Raw genomic sequence first — 18,610 nt, 5'->3', positions numbered from 1 at the left:
GACAGCAGCAATGTGTTTAATGTTATTAATTCCACAGGATTTATCCCCGTAGAGAGCGGATCGAACTATGTGCTGCGCGGATGGGTCAAAAACGAATCAACGACAGGTCTGGTAAGGATCGGTCTGAGGCAAGTCAAGCAGGATAAAACAGCGTCTGTCAACTATACTTGGAAAACAATTAGCCATGGCGCCGAGTGGACGTATTACGAACTGGRGGTCACGCCCCAGGCAACGGCCAAGTATTTGCAAGTCTATCTGAGCGTAGACATGAACACGAACGGAATGGCTTGGTTCGACGACTTGGAAGTAAAGCAAATTTGGATTCCCTGATTCGGTAGCAACTGTAGTGTGGCTTGAACCCTTGTTACCAAGGGTTCGAGCCATATTCATGATGACAGAACGAATCAGGGTTACCCGTTAGGAGGGTTCAGTTCCATGCTGCAAATCGGAATAAGTTCATACAGCTTAAGTCAGGCCATCAGGACGGGGGATATGACCATAATCCATGTTCTGGAATGGGCCGCAGAGCATGGGTGTGAACATGTAGAAATCGTGCCGATCGGATTTTCTTTGGAGGACAATCCGGCATTGATCGAAGAAATTCGCAAGAAAGCTGTACAACTTGGTATTCATTTATCCAATTACGCGATTCCAGCAAATTTTGCCATTGAGGACGTAGTGCAGTACGAAGCGGAAATTGCCCGGGTGAAGAAGCACGTAGATATTGCGGCTGCTCTGGGTGTTACACGGATGCGTCATGATGTCGCCTCCAGGCCGATTGAGGAAACGACGCTTACGCAATTTTATGCCGATTTACCACGCTTAACGGAGGCATGTCGGCAAATTGCAGATTATGCCCAAACTTTCGGCATTACGACAAGCGTCGAAAACCATGGGAGGTACATTCAGCATAGCGAACGAATTCAGGCACTCCTTCACGCGGTTGATCGAACCAATTTCAGAACGACATTGGATATCGGAAACTTCTGGTGTGTAGACGAGGATCCTATTGCGGCAGTGAAGAGGAATTTGCCGCAGGCCTCTATGATTCATTTGAAGGATTTTTACTACAGGCCCTCCTACCGCAATCCGGGAGAAGGCTGGTTTCAAACGGTAAATGGTAATTATTTGCGAGGAGCGATCTTTGGCCAAGGCGATGTGGATGTATGGGAGGTTCTGCGACTAATTCAGGCTTCCGATTATAACGGTTTTCTCTCCTTGGAGTTTGAAGGCAAAGAGGAATGCAGATTCGCGACAAGAGCGGGACTGGACAATATTCGCCGCATATTGGAAAGCGTCTATTATTGATGGAGCACAGAATGTAATGCAAACCATGGAAGGGTGCGCGATTAATGGAACATGCCAAACTAACTATTCATTCTTTATATGTCAACGGTTATGAGCAACCTATGGGCATCGATAACAGGTCGGTCGCTTTCTCGTGGAGGATGAATAGTGATGTGCGGGGAACGACTCAAATCGCTTACCGGGTCCTGGTTTCAGAATCTCTGCAGGAGCTGGACGGCAATGAGGGGAGTGTGTGGGACAGCGGGCGCAGGGAGGGTCATCCGCTTCATGTCCTGTATGAAGGACTGCCATTCGACGGGCATACCCGATACTGGTGGAAAGCGATTGTGTGGGATGAGCGTGGTATTCCTGCCGAGTCCGCAGCTGTTTACTTCGATACCGGACTATTCACCGACGATTGGCGGGCGTGTTGGATTTGGAAGCCGGATGCTGTGAGGATCAACGATTTYGCCTATTTTCGCCGATGTATTCGGCTGGATAAAGAGGCTGGACTAGCCAAGCTGTTCGTTTCCGCCCATCACTATATGCAATTGTTCGTGAACGGACAACGGGTCGGGGGCTTTGGCTCGCCAGCACCGACGAATCCGCAGAAGACCAAATATTATTTGGCCTACGACGTAACGCAGCTGCTCCAAGAGGGGGACAATTGCATCGCGGCGATCGTTCACTATCTAGGAGGGGACGGGACGAATTATGTGAACGGAGCGCCGGGTTTTCTATTGCAAGGACATATCCAATATGCGGACGGGACAGCGGATACCATCGTTACGGATAAGAGCTGGGAAACGCTCGCCGAGATCCCGCATCAAATCGGGACCCGGTACCAGCAAAACCGCCGCATATCCGCGATCGAAGCGTATGATGCCCGCAAGCTGGATCCAAGCTGGACGACATCCAGCTACCAAGGGGCGTTCAAGCAAGCTGTTACGGCTGCCGCGATTGAAGATCAGCGATGGCCGATGAGGTGGCAGACGATTCCCGAAGGGGCAGTGGAGGAGACGATCGTTCCGGCTCCCATGCCGATGCAGGAAGTCGGACGTCAAGTGTTCGATACGGGTAAAATCATCTCCGGGTGGCCGCGCCTGACACTCAAGGGGATCTGGGGAACGACGGTAAGGCTGCGCTATTCCGAGGATTTGGACGAACGCGGGTGCGTGAAGCATAACGTTTGCAATGAAAAATCTGAATATTATTACGACGAGTATACGATGAGCGGCCTAGAGGAAGAGACGTGGGAGCCCGATTTGTCCTACAAAGCTTTCCGTTACGTAGAGGTGACCGGATATCCGCAGCTGCTGAAACATGAGCAGGTTCAGATCGTGTCGGCTCATACCGCGCTTCTTTACGAAGGAGGCTTTCATTCGTCGAACGGGCTGCTTAACGAGATGTACGAGGCATGCATCCAAACGCAGAAAAACAACGCGCTGGGCCAGCTGGTCGACTGTCCGCACCGCGAGCAAGCGCAATATCTCGCCGACTCCGATCTTCAGGCCGAGCTGCTCCTATACCAATTCTCATCGGTCGCGATGGTGGAAAAGGTGTTGACCGATTTCGCCGACAGTCAGTTAGCGAGCGGCGTGTTTCCGTTTGTGACTCCGTCTAATTACGAACATCCCGACTTTCATATCCGGATTCCGGAATGGGATTTACATTTTCCTACCCTACTCTGGAAAGTGTACAGGTTCACTGGAGACATAAGGTCGCTCGAAAGTCTGTATGCCTCAGCCAAAAGGATGCTTGTACACTACTTTAACCATACGGACGTCAAGCTCGGTCTTGTGCCCCAAACACGGGGAGGCAGGAAACCGTACGTTTGGCATATCAGCGATCACCCTTACCCGAAAATCGACAACCGAGGTGAATTTCTGACGATCCAGAACATGAAGCTCGCGCATGGCCTGAATCTGATGGCCGCCATGGCTCGCATCCTCGGGTATGAATCAGAAGCGGAGCAAATGGCTGTGCGGTCGGAGCAATTGGCTAGAGCGCTTCATGCCCAAATGTACGATACGGAGCGGATGCGGTTCCGGGATAGCTTCGGTTCGGAGAATAGCCATCAGGGAACGAATGTCGTCGCCCTGCACTATGGCTTCGTGCCATTGGAAGACAGGCCATCCTTGCTGGATACGGTTGCAGGCCAAGGCTTGCAGACCCAAACGCTGCTGTCGCTCAACCTGCTTCATGTGTTGTTTCAAAACGGCCAAGAGGCGGCGGGATATCGGCTGCTGACCAAAACCGATTTTCCAAGCTGGGGCTATATGATCCGTCAAGGTTCACGCACGATTTGGGAGGGATTTCAGGATATCGAATCCCACTGCCACGCTTGGAACGCTTATCCGGCTAGAATGATGGTCGAGTACATTGCCGGTATCCAGATGGAGGAGACCGGCTGGGCGAGAATCCGCATTAAGCCTTACGTGCCAGAGAATCTCGATCATGCTGAAGGCCAAGTGATGACGCCAAGAGGCAAGGTAAGCGCTTGTTGGAAAAAGAAACCCGAGGGCGGAGGAATGTTGCTGAACGTAGGAATTCCCGTCGGGACGGAAGCGTCCGTCTGGATTGCAGTAGAGGATGCAAACAACTTCGAGATTTGGGAATCGGGCAGCCAGGTGTGGACCAACGGGAGGTTCATTACATCAGTCGAAGGAGTATCGGATGGCAGGTTATCTGCCTCTGGAAAGTACGTCGTTCTGCAGATCCGATCCGGTAGCTACGTGTTCGAATGTCACTAGAATCACTAATCACGTTGCAAGCAATGCAAAATCCACAGCCGCATCTGGCTGTGGATTTATTAGCTCCCGATTAGGAAGAAACTTTTCTCCTTATGAGAAATTGCTTCCATTGGAAGTACATGAAGCAGCCTAGACAAAATCCGCATAAAGCCAGCACGACTGCCAGGGTAAGCATACCTAGACTAATGTAGGCTACAACAGGGCTGTTGAATGCATGAGCCGCTAGTGTGACAATCAGAAAAAGAATAGCTAGCAAGTTGTTGAATCGCAGAAGTTCACGACTTTCGGTTCGGGTGCTGACAGGGAATAGAGGTGAGAAGAGCCGAACAAATCCATTATATTTGACGCCAAACGAACGACTAATAAGCTGAACAATCAAGGGGAGTACAAGAACCCATAGCTGCTGTGTGAAGATGCTGATCAGGACACTGAGCAGAATACCTAATTGATTGCCCCGCACGCGATGTAGGGGAACTTCATCTACACAGTCATAGTCTAAGGGTATAGGTTGATGTGCCATAGACATCCTCCGATCTAAAATTAGAATACTAAGTACAATAAGTATACATAAAAACACAGTTTTCGGGTAGGAATTATTATCCCTCCCTACTTTCTTCTGGGAAGAGGAAGGGCTGAAAAGTCTGCTTTTATACACGATTCAGAAAGTATAACATTGCTGATTGTTCATCGTCTCGGCAAACACACGGCGTCAAAGGACGCCGTTAGGCGTTTATCCTTGGAAGAAAGGGGTTGGCAAGATGATACATACACATGTGATGGATTGCAGAGGCCTGAAGGTACATCCTTTCGCTGCATCTTCGATGGAACTTGCTGTTGAACCGGGCAAGCTTATTTTTTCGGATTTATCTGTTGTGGAATTTGTGGAGAGCACACGATTGAGAGTACGCCCCCCGGGTATGAAACGATTCTCCCATCAAGTCTATACGATCCAGGGCGTAGGAAAGAGTTCACCTTGCGGCTGGAATGGAGAAGGCATTCGCGGAAGCGGAGGTGTTCCCTATCAACGAATGGTTCCCGGAACATTGCAAGTCTGGAATGAGGATCGAAGTATCCTCTACCTCCCCGGGCAGGACTATGTAAAGGATTATTACTGGGGCACCATCAAGAGACATCCGGATGGGGGTATTCCTGAGGGAGCCAAGCTTTCCTTGGACTATGATGTTTGGTTATGCCGTTATGACGCTGTGGTGATTGATAGCAGGAGGAGGGAGCTTCGGATTGTGGAAGGGGATACGGAGGCTTTGGAATCCCGGGAGCTGCTTCTGCCTGAGCCACCCTTGGTAGCTGACGGTTATGTGCTTGCGCACGTATTTCTAAGCTGGGGCCAGACCCAGATTCATAGTGGCGGAAGCTATGTCAGAAGGCCGGAATTGGACGCTGGAATGCTGTTCCCTTGTACACCTGAGCTTGATGGAACGTATATGGACATGGTGCCTCGTACGTATAGGATCGAACTTATATCGGTAATCTCGGATGAGCAATTCTTGCTTCGCATGGGGGCTTCAGGCGAGGATTATGGGACAGGACAACTGCTGAACTTGGATTCGTTGCGGTGGACAGAGCCGATTTCATGTGATAAGCATAGTAAAATTCCTCTAGTCTTGGTATCGGCGTACGGCAATCTCGTGGAGTGGGGATTAGAAATCGACTTTTCCCAAATCGATCTTCAACAATTGAAGGAGAATCAAATATTTGACGTCGTTGCGGTGCCGCAAATGATATTCGATCTCCGTAATCATGGTAGAGATCCCCTTGACCTTGTGCCGTTAGAGCGATTCCATATTCTGCAACCTATCAAGGACAAGTTGGCTTCAGGGAAACCGGTTCGGATAGCGTTCTATGGTGAAAGCACGACGCGAAATGGGAGATGGCCTTATCAGCTTATGGACGGCCTTCGACAATTATACCCTCGAAGCATCTGCAAATCTTCCAATGTTGCGGTCAGCGGGGAAAATTCATTGGTTGGCGTTCGCAGAATTCAAAATGAAGTTTTGAATTTGAAGCCCGATCTGGTGCTCATCGAATATTTGCTTAACGACACGAGTACGGGAAAGCGAACAGAGGTGGAACAAACATTAAGATTTATCCTTGAACAGATCCAGAGCATCGGAGCGCTTTGTCTGATTGTTACAGGAAACGGGATGAATCCGCTATTTTCTCCCCATGGATCCTTTAGAAATTTTCGTGCTTTTTATGAGTTATACCGTCAGCTGGCTGCAGAATACAATTGTGCTTTTGTGGGAGGGTATCACTACTTCACACGACTTCAACAGGTTGGAATGTATTTTTTAACCGAATTAAAAGGGAACATGATCAATCATCCGTATGGCAATGTAGACCCTCACTGGGGGTCGTTCGATCGTGTTATAAGCGATTCCATACTATCGGGATTTGCTGCTGCGTCTCCAGAACCAGAAGAACAGGATGCCAAGTCCGACTAGCAGGACGAGTGTGTATAAGGCGGCTGTTCGCTTGGCGTTATCGACCCCTTCCTGTTAATGTGATGTGCATACAACATACGGCTGCATGTGGAATAAGGTTGCAAGTCAGATTGCTTTCTGTAGCTTGCAAATATCCACCCGCATCGCTCGAAGGTCGCTCGAGCACCTGCGGCGGGCGAACATGAGCTGTAAGCCGGTTTTTGAGGCTGTCGATTAACTGTGAACAAGAGGAGTGGAAAGTGAAAAAGAGGACCCCGGCGAGTTTTGGCTTGAACCTCCATACCGCTTAATCCCTTATACAATCAAAGGAGGTTCAAACAAGATGTTTGAGCTCACGGGGGTCCTTTTTCACTTGGAACGGCCGTATTAGCCTCAATCAACAGTTACTCGACAGCCGGTTTTTTCGTCTTACAGCCTCTGCGGTGAGGCGTTAAGGGATAATCGCGTTCATCGAATGATGCCGTGTCAAAAAAGTGACAAAACAAGTCAAGATTGAAGCATGACACGATCGCAGGCTGTTGATACAATGAGAATGTACAGCAAATAGAAGTGTTTTTTGAAGAATGAACTATTTCTGGCGGGAAGCTGGACGCAAGCAAATAAGCCGGAAGGGGGAGCCATAATGGCTGCAGGAAGCGAATTGATCCGAGGCTACATACATTCTCCTCAGCAGCAACAGCAGCTCTATCGGAGATCGTTAATCATCGTAATTATCGCTCAAATATTTGGTGGTGCTGGACTTGCGGCAGGCGTCACGGTCGGTGCGCTGCTTGCCAAAGACATGATGGGGTCGGATAGCTTCGCGGGAATTCCTTCGGCGCTGTTGACGCTAGGCGCGGCCTCGTCGGCGCTTCTCGTCGGACGACTATCTCAACGCTTCGGCCGCCGGGCTGGGTTGACCACAGGCTTCTTTGCGGGCGGGATCGGTGCAGTGGGAGTCGTGTTAGCAGCAGTCATTGACAACCTGCCTCTCCTGTTCGTTTCGATGCTGATCTATGGGGCCGGCACGTCGACCAACTTGCAAGCGCGTTATGCCGGAACCGACTTGGCTCAGCCTACACAACGGGCAAGAGCGATCAGCGTGGCGATGGTATCCACGACGTTTGGCGCGGTTGCGGGTCCGAACCTTGTGGGTGTCATGGGCCGGGTTGCAACGTCTCTCGGTGTCCCTGCTCTGGCGGGGCCGTTTATTCTAGGGGCAGCCGCCTTTATCCTAGCGGGTCTGGTGTTTTTGGTTTTACTCCGCCCGGATCCGTTAATCGTCGCCAAAGCCATCGCCGAAGTCAATCAGGCAAACCCTGGTAAGACGGCGACAGACACGAATCCCGAAGTGCCGGCAATCCGGAACCGAGGGGTTGTCATCGGGACGACCGTGATGGTCTTAACTCAAATCGTTATGGTCGCCATCATGACGATGACGCCCGTCCACATGAAGCATCATGGACACGGGTTGAGCGATGTCGGCATGGTGATCGGCATTCATGTCGCGGCGATGTTCCTCCCTTCCTTGGTGACGGGGATCCTTGTGGATAAGGTCGGACGTACGATCATGTCCTACGCATCCGGCGTCACGCTGCTTCTGGCGGGGCTTGCTGCCGCATGGGCGCCGGCCGATTCGATGTTCGGGCTCATCGTTGCTCTTGCGCTGCTCGGGCTCGGCTGGAACTTCGGTATCATCAGCGGCACCGCGCAGATCATCGATGCGACCTCCACAGCCACGCGGGCAAAAACCCAAGGAACCGTGGATGTCCTGATTTCATTGGCGGGGGCATCGGGAGGAGTCTTGTCGGGTATGGTCGTAGCTCAATCCAGCTATGCTTTCCTCTCTTTGGCGGGCGGTTTCCTGTCCTTGTTGCTGATCCCGGTCATCATCTGGTCTCGCCAACGCGGCTGAGTAACGAAAAAAATATTTCATTATATTACAAATTATGGTATAGTACTAGTATCCTATTGGCGGTGAAGCACACCCCTGGCAGGACGCATCCGCGTCCAGTCAGGGGTTTTCTGTTGTCCAATAACACAACAAAGGAGCGATGATTCGTTATGCAGCAAGTCCGATTATATGACCAGCCCCATGAATTCGCAGAGATGATGGCGCAGCATTTAAGTCAGAGCCTGAACGTTCAAGTGCGGCAGAAGAAAGAGGAACCGCTGTTACTCGAGGTTGTATTCAACAGTGAAAAGGAGGATGACAAATCCGAGGTTAGCCTTCATGAAACCTTCTTAACGTATATGCGAACGGGTGATCTGAACACAGCTGTCGATTACTTGAATGGGATCGTTCGTTGTTCGATGGATTTAAGAGATAAGCACGAGGAAATGCTGAAGCTCGATACTTCCTGTATATATCCTGTTTTGAGAAGCAAGGAGTATGTGGAGCAAGTGGATAAAGGGTTGGGTTTGGTTGTAGAAGAGAGCATTCCCGGTCTGTGTGTAATATTCCTCGAATTAAAAGATGGCTATTCCAAGATAATCAGCAGCGCGATGTTGGAGCATCATCCTCGGTTGACCGCAGATAGAATAAAACGGCTTGCCTTTCGGAACTTAAGATCGGAAGGATGGTCGTCCTCTACCCTCAGGCTGCAGAGTCCTTTTCGCAAGACTTGTACCATAGAGACGTTCCTGGATAATCCGTTTCCTGCCGAGTGCCAATTCTTGCGGCGATCGGGAAAGTCCCCCGTTCCTATCTGATCGCATTCCCGAACCGCAAGACAGCGCTTCTTATGCGTGCTGAAGAACCTATGGACACCGTGAACCGAGCGATGCGGCTGGCTGAGGAGTCACGGTTTGCGGATGTAGTTCGTCGAAGCTATCGTCTCATGCCGCACCCCGTCTCCGATCGCATCTATTGGTGCCACAACGGTCAATTTTGTTATCTGGAGTAGAGAAGGGGCTATTGTGTATCACCGAGCTAATCCACTATAGTAACCACGTACTCTCCGCGACCGTCTCCTGGCTTGATGATGCCTAGCTCTCTTAGTTTTGCAATGTTTTTGGCAATACTGGAGGGCGAAGCATCCAGGGTATCATCGAACAGTTGTCTATGAAAGTTCTCTCCGTCTTCCATTCTACTAATCAATTCGAACATGGTTTTGGCATGCCCTTTTCCCAGCAGTTCACGAATATGCTTGATTCTATCGTAACGTTGCAGCTCTTTGAGAACCTTAGTAAGCGATGCGTTAACACACTCGAGATAAAAAACAATGAATGGTTTTAAGTTGCCTTGAGATGCAGTCATAAGCGTATCATAATAATCMTCAATTCTTTTATCGAAGAACTCCTCTACACTAAACGCATCTTTAATCGTAGCAAGGTCATTGTGGATTAATCCTACTAAAGTAGAAAAGGCCCGAGCTGTTCTTCCATTACCATCAGGAAAAGGATGAATGTACCCTATTAAGTGATGAGTGACCCCAGCAATGATCAGTGGATGAACTTTTTTATCATAATTAACCTTTGCTGTATCATAGGGGTTCGCATAGCCTGTGACACTTGTAAATAACCAATTAAAGTAAGCTTGCATGAGTTGAGGGACTTCGTTGAATGCTGGTGGCTCATAACTAACATGCCCGTTACCATCTTGGAGAGCGACTGGAATGGTTCTATAACCATCCGGATAGCCGGTTAAGTGGTTCATTAAAGTATGTTGTATTTCTTTTAGTACAGGCTCATCCATATCTGCAAAATCTGCGATTGGGTTTAAGCTATAAATATACTCATAGGTTTCAAAGACGTTTTTAACTTCTATTTGTGCTTTTTGTTTTATGGTTAAGGGATTTTTTTTATAATTTTGATAAAGTTGTTCGACTTCTTTAAACTCTAATTTATTTTGTTCAATTTTGGTTGTAAAGTGTGCCGTTCTAACCAGAGAGTTGCGTAGGATTGTAGGTTTTAAGGGATGGCTCTTTAAACCAAGTCGGGCTAATGCCCCAATATTTCTTTCTGCCTCCAGGATGAGTTGATTAATTTCGTAATCATAGTTGTTTAAGTTCGGGTGAAAGACTATTCGACCTTCGACCGTATTGAAGTGCTCATACTGAAAAGAATAAGTCATTTTTACACCACCTTTTACACTTAAAAACCCTATAATACCAAAGAAAACAAGCTTAAATTATTATACCTAATTACACTTATTATGTACATCTGATCTTACTGTCATACTAACCAGTAATAGGATTGGGGTTCAAACATCAGAGGCAGAAGCTCCACGAAAGTTTTTTGTACGCCACCGTACACATATTTACGTTCATCAGCTATTTGTTATATAATGGGTGTATCTAGACGGTAGCGTACAGAAAAGAGGTGAGGGAATGCCGAAAATAATCGCTTCAGAAGATCAATGGGTTCAAGTGGGGATGCAGTGTTTCGCGCAAGGCGGGGTTGAGGCTCTTGTTATTGAGAAGATGGCAGCAACCTTGGGGTGCAGCAAGAGCAGCTTTTACTGGTATTTCAAAAATCGGGATACTTTTCTTCAACGTGTCGTGGCGGAGTGGAAGGAGCGGGCGACAACGGAGGTGATGGCTGCATCTTCTAAACAATCGAATGTAGATGAGCAGATCCTAGCCTTATTGCACCAGATGTTTTCGGTTACGAAGAAGGGGGAGTTTCTCTTCTATTTGCGAAAGCTATCGTTGAAGGAGAGCGCATATGGCTCGACCCTACATGAAATTGAACATTTGAGAATGGAGTTTGCGAAAGGGCTATTCCTACGTAAGGGCATGCCAGATGAGCGTGCCACTCGTATTTCCTGGATGTTATATCACTACTACTTGGGTTGGTACGAACGCCATCAGCATGAGACGCTAAGTGAACAAGATGTTCAGTGTCATATTCGAATGTTATGGACGGAATGGATCGATTCGGAAGGAGGCCAAGCATGATCGAGAATCTTTCCTGGGTTGTAAGTGGAATTCTATTTGCTGTAAGTGGGGTCCACATGTATTGGTTACTGGGCGGGACATGGGGCTACAGAGCGGTAGTTCCGAGCATGGACACGGGGCCGCTCTTCCGACCATCCAAATTCGCTACTGGAGTGGTGGCTGTACTCATCGCATTGGCAGCTTGGTTGGTGATGGAATGGGGAGGGATTGTGCGAGTACTGTTCCCTGACGTTCTCCTTGCATATGGGGGATGGTTGTTATCAGCCGTTTTTCTCATCCGGGCAATCGGAGATTTCAAATGGTTGGGGCTGTTTAAGAGGAAGAGGGGAACGGTATTTGCACAATGGGACAGTATGCTCTATTCCCCTCTATGTCTTCTATTAGGTGTTGCCCTGATAACGATCGGGTTATTCCGGACTAATTGAACCAGCAAATATTGTTGGGCCCGTTCAAGGGGAGCGGTTCTCGATTGAGCCGCAGCGCGACTAGGGTCGTCGTGAAGGGGTAGAAGAACTTCACAGTGCTGTTATGCAGCAGGGTAGATAGATCCAGGGTAGCGTGCCAGGTTCCCTCTTGATCATAAGACTCCGTGTCGTCTGTAAGCCCATGATAAGCGACTAGCGTTGTGCCGGAGGAGGCTATCACGCGCAGGGTAAGACTATTAAGCGTCTCGGGAGCCAGATCATTCAGATTGACGTGGAAATTCCGCAAGCTAGGATCACTGCTATAGGCGTGGACATCCACGTCGAAGTATTGGAGCTCCTCGAGTCCACAGTTCGTACGTGTGCCCTCGAGCTGGATGTAGTAGTCTGTGATCGGGTCGCCTCGCTCATCCGTGGCCCGGATTATGAATTGCTGCCATGGTATAAGTGCATCTTTCACATGCTGAACCTTGTTATTCACATTCGAATACCATTCAGTCAGAGCATCCTCACTCTCCACGCTCAGCGCCTCATGCACCATATCGACTAAGTCGTCAGATGGAGCGAGCAAGATCGAGCCGTGGTCCGCGCCTTCGATCGGAATTAGAGGAATGTCGACGTTGCTCCAGTCCGAGAATGAGATTCGATCCTGATCATCCGTGTTCTTGGTCAGGTCTAGGGTGATCTTCCGGGTATTAAGCGAACAGCCGGCCCATCGTACCGTACCGTCTGTACCCGGTTCGTTGATCAGTCTTCGGATGCCGTCGTACGCCTTGTTGCCGCAGAAGATAAACACGTATGGGGTTGCATTACTCGGCCCATAGAAGGGACTGGTTCCGAGCAGATCCTTCTCGGCCAGGTCCCAGGTAAACCTGCTTCCGAGCTCGAGTCCGTCCAAGACCCGATCCCCGGCCTCCAGGAAATCCGGTCCAAGCTCTTTACGACCTTTGAAGATGCCGCCCAGCCAGCCCCGGCCTTTATGTGCCAGCGGGGACCCGAAGCTAGCCGGAGCCAGGCCGATCAGGTGCTTCAGCCGGCTGTGTCTCTTGGCATAGGCCGAGAGCCAGGAACGAATGAGCGGCATTCCAGTAGAGTGGACGATGGCATCGAACTCTTCATCACCATTAAGACCCATCTTCTCACGGAGTGCGCGGTCGAATCCTTCAGCGATGTCCGGTATCGTCACTTCGTTGGTCAGTGTCTCGTAGGAGCAGACATGAATGGTTCGTACATCGTGGCCCCGCTTACTGAGTTTGTCAACCCAGGTCTGAAAGGACTTTCCCTTGTCGGAGTACCCGTGAATCATGACAATCGGCCGTTGTGTCATTATTCGCCCTCCTGAGCATATGCAATAGTTTCGTGGAAGACCAAGCCCACTATTGTATATATAGGATGCGAATAGCTATATTAGGATAAGAAATTTAATCGAGATGCACATAGGCATACAACTGTGCCCATAGCCCAAGCCCCATTTGGGACAGGACCCGATATCCCCCACGCTGCAGCTCCATGCCGCCTGCATTATGCTGGGCGACTCCCGCTAGAATACCATCCTGTGTCAAGTAGGAGGATAGCTCCGACAAGTTGATCTTAGCGATCTCCCTATAAGAGGCCGGTAATAGACCGACACTCGCAGCCAATGCTAAGGCCGCAGAGATTCCGGCGGAACCCGAAGTATCGACTCCTGTCTCGGCATCGTCCAGGAAGCAAGACCACAACCCGTTAGGCTGCCTCCAATCGGCTACCACTTGTGCAACGCGGGTAATCTCCGCCTCAAGCTCAGTCATCCCTGCCAGAATTGCAAAAGGGGAATCCTTGAGCTCGATACAGGTTTTCACTAATCCTAAGCAATACCAGGAGAATGCCCTGGCCCAACTGCGGAACGTGTGCTCTTGAGAGCGCTGCATATAGCGTAAGTAGACATGCTGATCGCGTGCCAGGCAGTCTCGACGCAGTAGCACCTGCGCAATGGCTTGCTCCGCCATATCCTGGCGCTCCAAGTGGCGGGCCATCACCGCAAGCGGATAAGCCACGGTATACGAGCCTTCTGCTGATACCATGTCCCCATCCATGATAGCTCCACCGCTCTTGAGGCCTCTGGCCTCAAAAAAAGCAATAGCTCGTTGAATCACAGGATGGCCCGGACGATATTTGGTGATAACGGCAAGCGGCAGGGTAGCTTCTATTGTAGTAAACGTACCGTCTGCCTTGTGACCGTGTAGATCCTCATAGAGCAAATCACCCTGATCACTGAAAAACTGACGAAAATGCAAATCCAAGATCGGATCGACACGATCCGCCCCTAGAAGCGAGCGCAAGCTATGCAACCCGTCCAGGACACAGCCCTCCATCCAGCCAAAAGGCTGCAGGGAATGCAGCGAGAGCATCGTATGCAAGGCTTGCTCTGCTCGTGAATCCGGCTCCCCCATAACCAGATGGGGGGTGAACCGCACGCGCTCCATCTCTTCGCCAAGTGTATCAAACACCCAGAGCGGCTGCTTGCCGCCTCTGAGCTCAAGACGAACACCCTCATTCCGTACTGCGGCGGTCTGCTCAGCCGTAAGGTGGAGCTCGAACGGTTGAAAGACATAAGCGTAACGAATGTCTATGGCACCGATAAGTTCATTAGACTGAAGGAGAAACACTTCCACCTGTTGGGCATCTCGGTAGTCTAAGGCAACCGTGATCCGCAAACGACTGGATTGGCCAGCTATCTGCTGGAGATGCTCGACATTCGTCGTCCACTTCAACTCCATCTGGTCCTGGCCTTCTCCTAGGTATACAGCACTCCAGCCTCTGGATATGCTCTTACCTGCAGGCAACGCAGTCGTAGAAGCCTTCACGACTTGGGCGGGCATATACTGGATCGAACTCATCCTAAGTGGCATCTCCTCTTATTTGAATTGCTCCCGATATTGACTCGGTGTAACCTGCACGATCTTTTTGAAGTTTCGATTGAAATTCGAGGCCGTGCTGTATTGAAGGCGTTCCGCGATATCCGAAATCCTCATGTCTGTTTCCACGAGCCAGCGCTTCGCGATTTCGATGCGATAATTCGACAAATATTCGGAGAAATTAACGCCGGTGTCTTTTTTGAACACACGACTGATGTAGCTCGGATGGTAATGAAGCCGTGAGGCAAACATCTCAATACTTAAATCCTGATCGTAATATTGCTCAATCTCCGAAATAATCAACATCGAGATGTTAACCTGCTGCTTGCGCTGACGCTCTTCCATCCAAGTGAGCAGGGGTTGGACGATCATCTTCCACAGCCAAGCTTCGATCTGCTCGGGTGTATGCATACGTACTAAGATGTCCGAAGAGAACGTCTCCTTCTCGAATACCTCCTGTACGGACTCCCCTGCATCCTGAACAAGACCGGTTAAGTTATTAAATAATCGTCCAATAAAATGCTGATAGTCATGATGATTAATGGGATTCTCAAAAAAATAGACGATGCTGGCATGCAGCCGTTCTTGGGCCTGCTCCTGATTTGACTGCTTGATGGCCTCCATAATCTGAAATTCCAGTTCCTTGGGATAACGGAACGTCTGCTCCGAGCTTGGTTCTACCTCATCGATGAACAGAATCGACTCTGAGCCGAGCCTCACGCGATAAGCCAGGGCATCCAAGCTTTCTTGATGGGCGAGTGGGGCATAGATGAAGTTCGAGTAGCTTCTGCTAATGCCAATACTCATTTTGAGGTTCAAATAAGATTTGACGTTCGTTCGGATTTCCTCGGCCTTGTTGAACACCTGCACCTTGAATGGCGTATCCTCATCCAGGCCGCCGCCAAGGATCAGAACGAGTCCTTGATTCTGGATAACGGGACTTAGACGCATGGAGGGAGAGACGAGTTCTTCGATCATATTGTGAATGGCAAAACGCATGAGATCCATGTCCTGGTCTCTGTAGCGCGTCCCCTCCAAAGTATCGATTTGAACCGCCAGCACACACCATTGATCCCAACTCGTGGGGAAGTCATGGTGCGCGAGTTGATCGTCAATCGAATCCAGCCTCACATCGCCCAGCAACAGCTTGAATACAAAAAACTCACGAGTCTGATTGTGCAGAAGCTCAATCTGGTCTTTCAGCCTCGTACTGGACTGTGCCAGCTTGACCAAATGGTCACTTATATAGGCCAACTCATTATTTTGCTTCTGCTTGCTATCCGGCTGGATCGAGTGATAGATCCGATTAATCGGCAAGTAAAGCTGATGAGAAACGATGATGGAGGTTGTAATGACAAGTCCGATCAGAATAGCTGCGAAAACAATCGTATAGAGCTTGATTCCATCGGACTTCCTCATCAAATCTTCTAATGGTGTAATCGAGACATACATCCAGTCGTTGTATAAGGCGTGACTATAATGAACGACAACCTTCTGATGGTGCTGCTCATAGAAAAAAAAGCCTTCTTGCTCGGGGCTGTTCTTGATCTGCTGATAATAGGCCTCAGCCTGCACGTTATTCCCAATATCCCCAGGGTTCAAGCTGGCGAGTACCGCTCCCGAATCGTCCAGTATCAGCGTGTTGACTTGCCCGGCCTCGCCGGTCAGGCGCTTGCCCAGCTCCTGCATGGGGATATTCACCGTAATGATGCCCACCGGATTGATCGCATTCAAGGGAATATGCTTAATCAGCTTCAGGACAAACCCGGACTTCTCATCCTGAGTGAGCTTCCAATACGAGCGCCGGGAATCATCCCGATAATCTTGGAGCATCTTCTGCAGCGTATATAACACCTTATCATGCGTCTCGATGATCGGACGATCCTTCATCGAATATATCGCTCCGCCCTCGAACATCCAATTTTGACGGTAGCTCATCAGGTGGATATTCTGGATGCCCAGCTCGAACACTTGGATTTGAACGAGCTCGTAGATCAGCTTCTCAAAGACATCCTGATACTCGTACACATAAGGAAGATCAAGCGCGGTCTGCATCGAGACTGCATTCGTCGTGACAGGTCGGCTAATCGTTTGGGTTGTTAGGGTATCGATGGTCTTGAGCAAGTATTCTACTTTTTCTTTGTTCTGCTTTAGGATCAGCCGTTGGCTGGATTTGACCTCTTCTTGCACAATGGCAGACGATTTTTGATAAGACAAATAACCTAATAAGATGATAGGCAAGATCCCAATAATGCAGCTGAGCAGAACTAAATTTTTGAAAAAGCTGGACGTCTRTAATCTTCTCATGTTGACCCTCGCTCGTGTCATAATACCGATCACAATCCATCATAGCATACTGTAGAATAGAGGGTAGCAAGGGATTGCATCCATAGATGCAATCCCCGCCGAGTCGAGCTTATTTTTTCTTGTATAGCTCAGACAACTCTTTCGCGACTTGATCGCCGCCGATTTTTTTCCATTGGGCAATCGCCGTGTCATAACCTGCGTCATCGATTTTACCCATGATGTACTGCGCGCGAGCATCCAGCAGAATCGTCTTCAACTGCTCATTTTTCTCCGTTTGGGTAGGAGAGATTAAGCCGTTGGACGGATCGGGAATGCTCACGGCAGCATGCTCCGCCATTCGTTTCTTCAGCATCATGTCCGTTTCTGTCGTGCCTACCGGATAGACTACGGCGTCGGTCGTAATCAAATTCTTGAGATCGTCCACATTGAACTGCTCGGCTGCCGGTTTCTTCTCATTCTCCTGGGCGATGCGGACGAACTCCGCCTTAGCCGCATCACTGTTTACGGCGTTGAAGTAACGAAGCACCTCGCGCAGCTCTTTCTCGGTTTTCACACTTGTTTTTGGAATGATCGCCCCACCGAAATGTCCGGGAGCAGCGTACGATTTCCCATTGATCGGCGGACTTACCGTCATTTTATAATGATTTTTCGTATCTTCCATTTGGAAGTAGTAGAACGGGACCACCGCATCGATCGGTTCAATACTTACGCCGACCTTGTTGTTATATAGATCTTTTCTCGCCTCATTGCGAACGACGATCGCGAAGTTCTTATTGATCAGATCTTCTTGATACAGTTTGCGAACGAAGCGCAGCCCTTCCCGAAATTCCTTGGTTTCTATGTCTTTGACGAAGTTCCCGCTCTTATCGACCATCCAGTTGTTAGGGGCACCGAACCATGCGAATATTTCTGATGGTATGAAGTTCTCATAGATCATAAGGCCGTACGTATCATTGACGCCGTTCTTGTCCGGATCTTTCTCCTTGAACGCCTTCAGCACATTATAGAATTCATCGGTGGTCGTGGGCTCCTTCAGCCCTACATTATCGAGCCAATCCTTGCGTATAATTGTAGCTAGTCGAACAAGCGGACGGGGACGCGGAATCACGTAATTTTTACCGTCAATAGCGAGATTGTTCATGATTTGCTTGTCATAGTTTTTGAGATTGGGGAACTCGTTGAAGTAGGGGGTCAAGTCCCAGAACATCCCGGATCGTACACCGTTCAGAATCGAAGTAATGAATGGATTATCGATCATAATCGCCTGCGGCATGTCGCCGGAGGTCATCGTGACATTAAGTTTCTCATTGTACACGTTAGAGGGTACGTAAGTAATATCCAGCTTGCCATTGGCGATCCGCTCGGTTTCTTTAACGATCGGTCCGTCTAGCTTAGGTGCCGTGTTGGACAAATACACGTTCAGCATCGATACCTTGGCAGGTCCTGTTGGCGCTGCAGGGCTCCCGGAAGGACTTGTTGTACTGGTTGTGGCGGATGTGTTGTTGGATGTTCCGCAGCCCGAGAGCATGGCCGTTGCGGTAAGAACAACAATACCGAGTGGTAACCCCCATGATTTGAACACTTTTCGGTTCATTGTGACTCCTC

General features: G+C 49.5%; 15 protein-coding genes. 9 read left to right on the top strand and 6 right to left on the bottom strand.

The window, feature by feature from the left end; genetic code table 11:
- From AC1DWB_RS04715 to AC1DWB_RS04705, 3 genes are all read left to right on the top strand, one after another.
- Positions 1-330, top strand: a 330-nt coding sequence (locus tag AC1DWB_RS04715) for a hypothetical protein (protein ID WP_477539877.1), incomplete at its 5' end; no start/stop codon positions are given.
- Between the two features lie 105 nt (positions 331-435).
- Complete coding sequence (locus tag AC1DWB_RS04710; RefSeq protein ID WP_477539876.1) at positions 436-1,308, top strand: sugar phosphate isomerase/epimerase family protein; 873 nt, start codon at positions 436-438, stop codon at positions 1,306-1,308.
- 44 nt (positions 1,309-1,352) lie between these two features.
- The gene (locus AC1DWB_RS04705) at positions 1,353-4,040 is read left to right on the top strand and encodes a family 78 glycoside hydrolase catalytic domain (RefSeq protein ID WP_477539875.1); all 2,688 of its coding nucleotides are present in this window, start codon (positions 1,353-1,355) and stop codon (positions 4,038-4,040) included.
- A gap of 70 nt (positions 4,041-4,110) precedes the next feature.
- Here AC1DWB_RS04705 and AC1DWB_RS04700 read toward each other — a convergent pair whose 3' ends face one another.
- Positions 4,111-4,560: a DUF4395 domain-containing protein gene (locus tag AC1DWB_RS04700; protein ID WP_477539874.1), complete on the bottom strand. Its 450-nt coding sequence runs from the start codon at positions 4,558-4,560 to the stop codon at positions 4,111-4,113.
- A gap of 238 nt (positions 4,561-4,798) precedes the next feature.
- Here AC1DWB_RS04700 and AC1DWB_RS04695 point away from each other — a divergent pair, with 238 nt between their 5' ends.
- The 4 genes from AC1DWB_RS04695 to AC1DWB_RS04680 all read left to right on the top strand — a co-directional run bounded on the left by AC1DWB_RS04695 (position 4,799) and on the right by AC1DWB_RS04680 (position 9,387).
- A complete protein-coding gene (locus AC1DWB_RS04695; protein WP_477539873.1) occupies positions 4,799-6,502 on the top strand; it encodes an SGNH/GDSL hydrolase family protein in 1,704 nt (567 codons plus the stop codon).
- 622 nt (positions 6,503-7,124) lie between these two features.
- Complete coding sequence (locus AC1DWB_RS04690) at positions 7,125-8,396, top strand: MFS transporter (protein WP_477539872.1); 1,272 nt, start codon at positions 7,125-7,127, stop codon at positions 8,394-8,396.
- 149 nt (positions 8,397-8,545) lie between these two features.
- Positions 8,546-9,193, top strand: coding sequence for a DUF1444 family protein (locus tag AC1DWB_RS04685; RefSeq protein WP_477539871.1), 648 nt, complete (start codon positions 8,546-8,548; stop codon positions 9,191-9,193).
- A 32-nt stretch (positions 9,194-9,225) separates the two neighbouring features.
- A complete protein-coding gene (locus tag AC1DWB_RS04680; RefSeq protein WP_477539870.1) occupies positions 9,226-9,387 on the top strand; it encodes a hypothetical protein in 162 nt (53 codons plus the stop codon).
- Positions 9,388-9,413: 26 nt separating this feature from the next.
- Here AC1DWB_RS04680 and AC1DWB_RS04675 read toward each other — a convergent pair whose 3' ends face one another.
- Complete coding sequence (locus AC1DWB_RS04675; protein ID WP_477539869.1) at positions 9,414-10,556, bottom strand: Fic family protein; 1,143 nt, start codon at positions 10,554-10,556, stop codon at positions 9,414-9,416.
- A 256-nt stretch (positions 10,557-10,812) separates the two neighbouring features.
- On the opposite strand from AC1DWB_RS04675, the gene AC1DWB_RS04670 reads away from it, so the two are divergent.
- Both AC1DWB_RS04670 and AC1DWB_RS04665 read left to right on the top strand, forming a co-directional pair.
- Positions 10,813-11,382, top strand: coding sequence for a TetR/AcrR family transcriptional regulator (locus AC1DWB_RS04670; RefSeq protein WP_477539868.1), 570 nt, complete (start codon positions 10,813-10,815; stop codon positions 11,380-11,382).
- Positions 11,379-11,807 (top strand): DUF3995 domain-containing protein, encoded by a 429-nt coding sequence (locus tag AC1DWB_RS04665; protein WP_477539867.1) that lies wholly within the window; start codon positions 11,379-11,381, stop codon positions 11,805-11,807. Before AC1DWB_RS04670 ends, AC1DWB_RS04665 begins: the two co-directional genes overlap by 4 nt.
- Here AC1DWB_RS04665 and AC1DWB_RS04660 read toward each other — a convergent pair.
- The 4 genes from AC1DWB_RS04660 to AC1DWB_RS04645 form a co-directional block, all read right to left on the bottom strand.
- Positions 11,800-13,131: an esterase/lipase family protein gene (locus tag AC1DWB_RS04660; protein ID WP_477539866.1), complete on the bottom strand. Its 1,332-nt coding sequence runs from the start codon at positions 13,129-13,131 to the stop codon at positions 11,800-11,802. The two genes, AC1DWB_RS04665 and AC1DWB_RS04660, sit on opposite strands and share 8 nt — an antisense overlap.
- 94 nt (positions 13,132-13,225) lie before the next feature.
- Positions 13,226-14,680, bottom strand: a complete 1,455-nt coding sequence (locus AC1DWB_RS04655) for a glycoside hydrolase family 88 protein (RefSeq protein ID WP_477539865.1) — start codon at positions 14,678-14,680, stop codon at positions 13,226-13,228.
- A gap of 18 nt (positions 14,681-14,698) precedes the next feature.
- Complete coding sequence (locus tag AC1DWB_RS04650; RefSeq protein WP_477539864.1) at positions 14,699-17,005, bottom strand: helix-turn-helix transcriptional regulator; 2,307 nt, start codon at positions 17,003-17,005, stop codon at positions 14,699-14,701.
- A 109-nt stretch (positions 17,006-17,114) separates the two neighbouring features.
- Positions 17,115-18,599, bottom strand: a complete 1,485-nt coding sequence (locus AC1DWB_RS04645) for an extracellular solute-binding protein (RefSeq protein ID WP_477539863.1) — start codon at positions 18,597-18,599, stop codon at positions 17,115-17,117.
- Between the last annotated feature and the right edge of the window lie 11 nt (positions 18,600-18,610).

The organism is Paenibacillus sp. P4_E11, assembly GCF_056401635.1.
The sequence above is the reverse complement of the archived record's forward strand: the minus strand, read 5'-3'. Positions and strand labels throughout refer to the sequence as shown.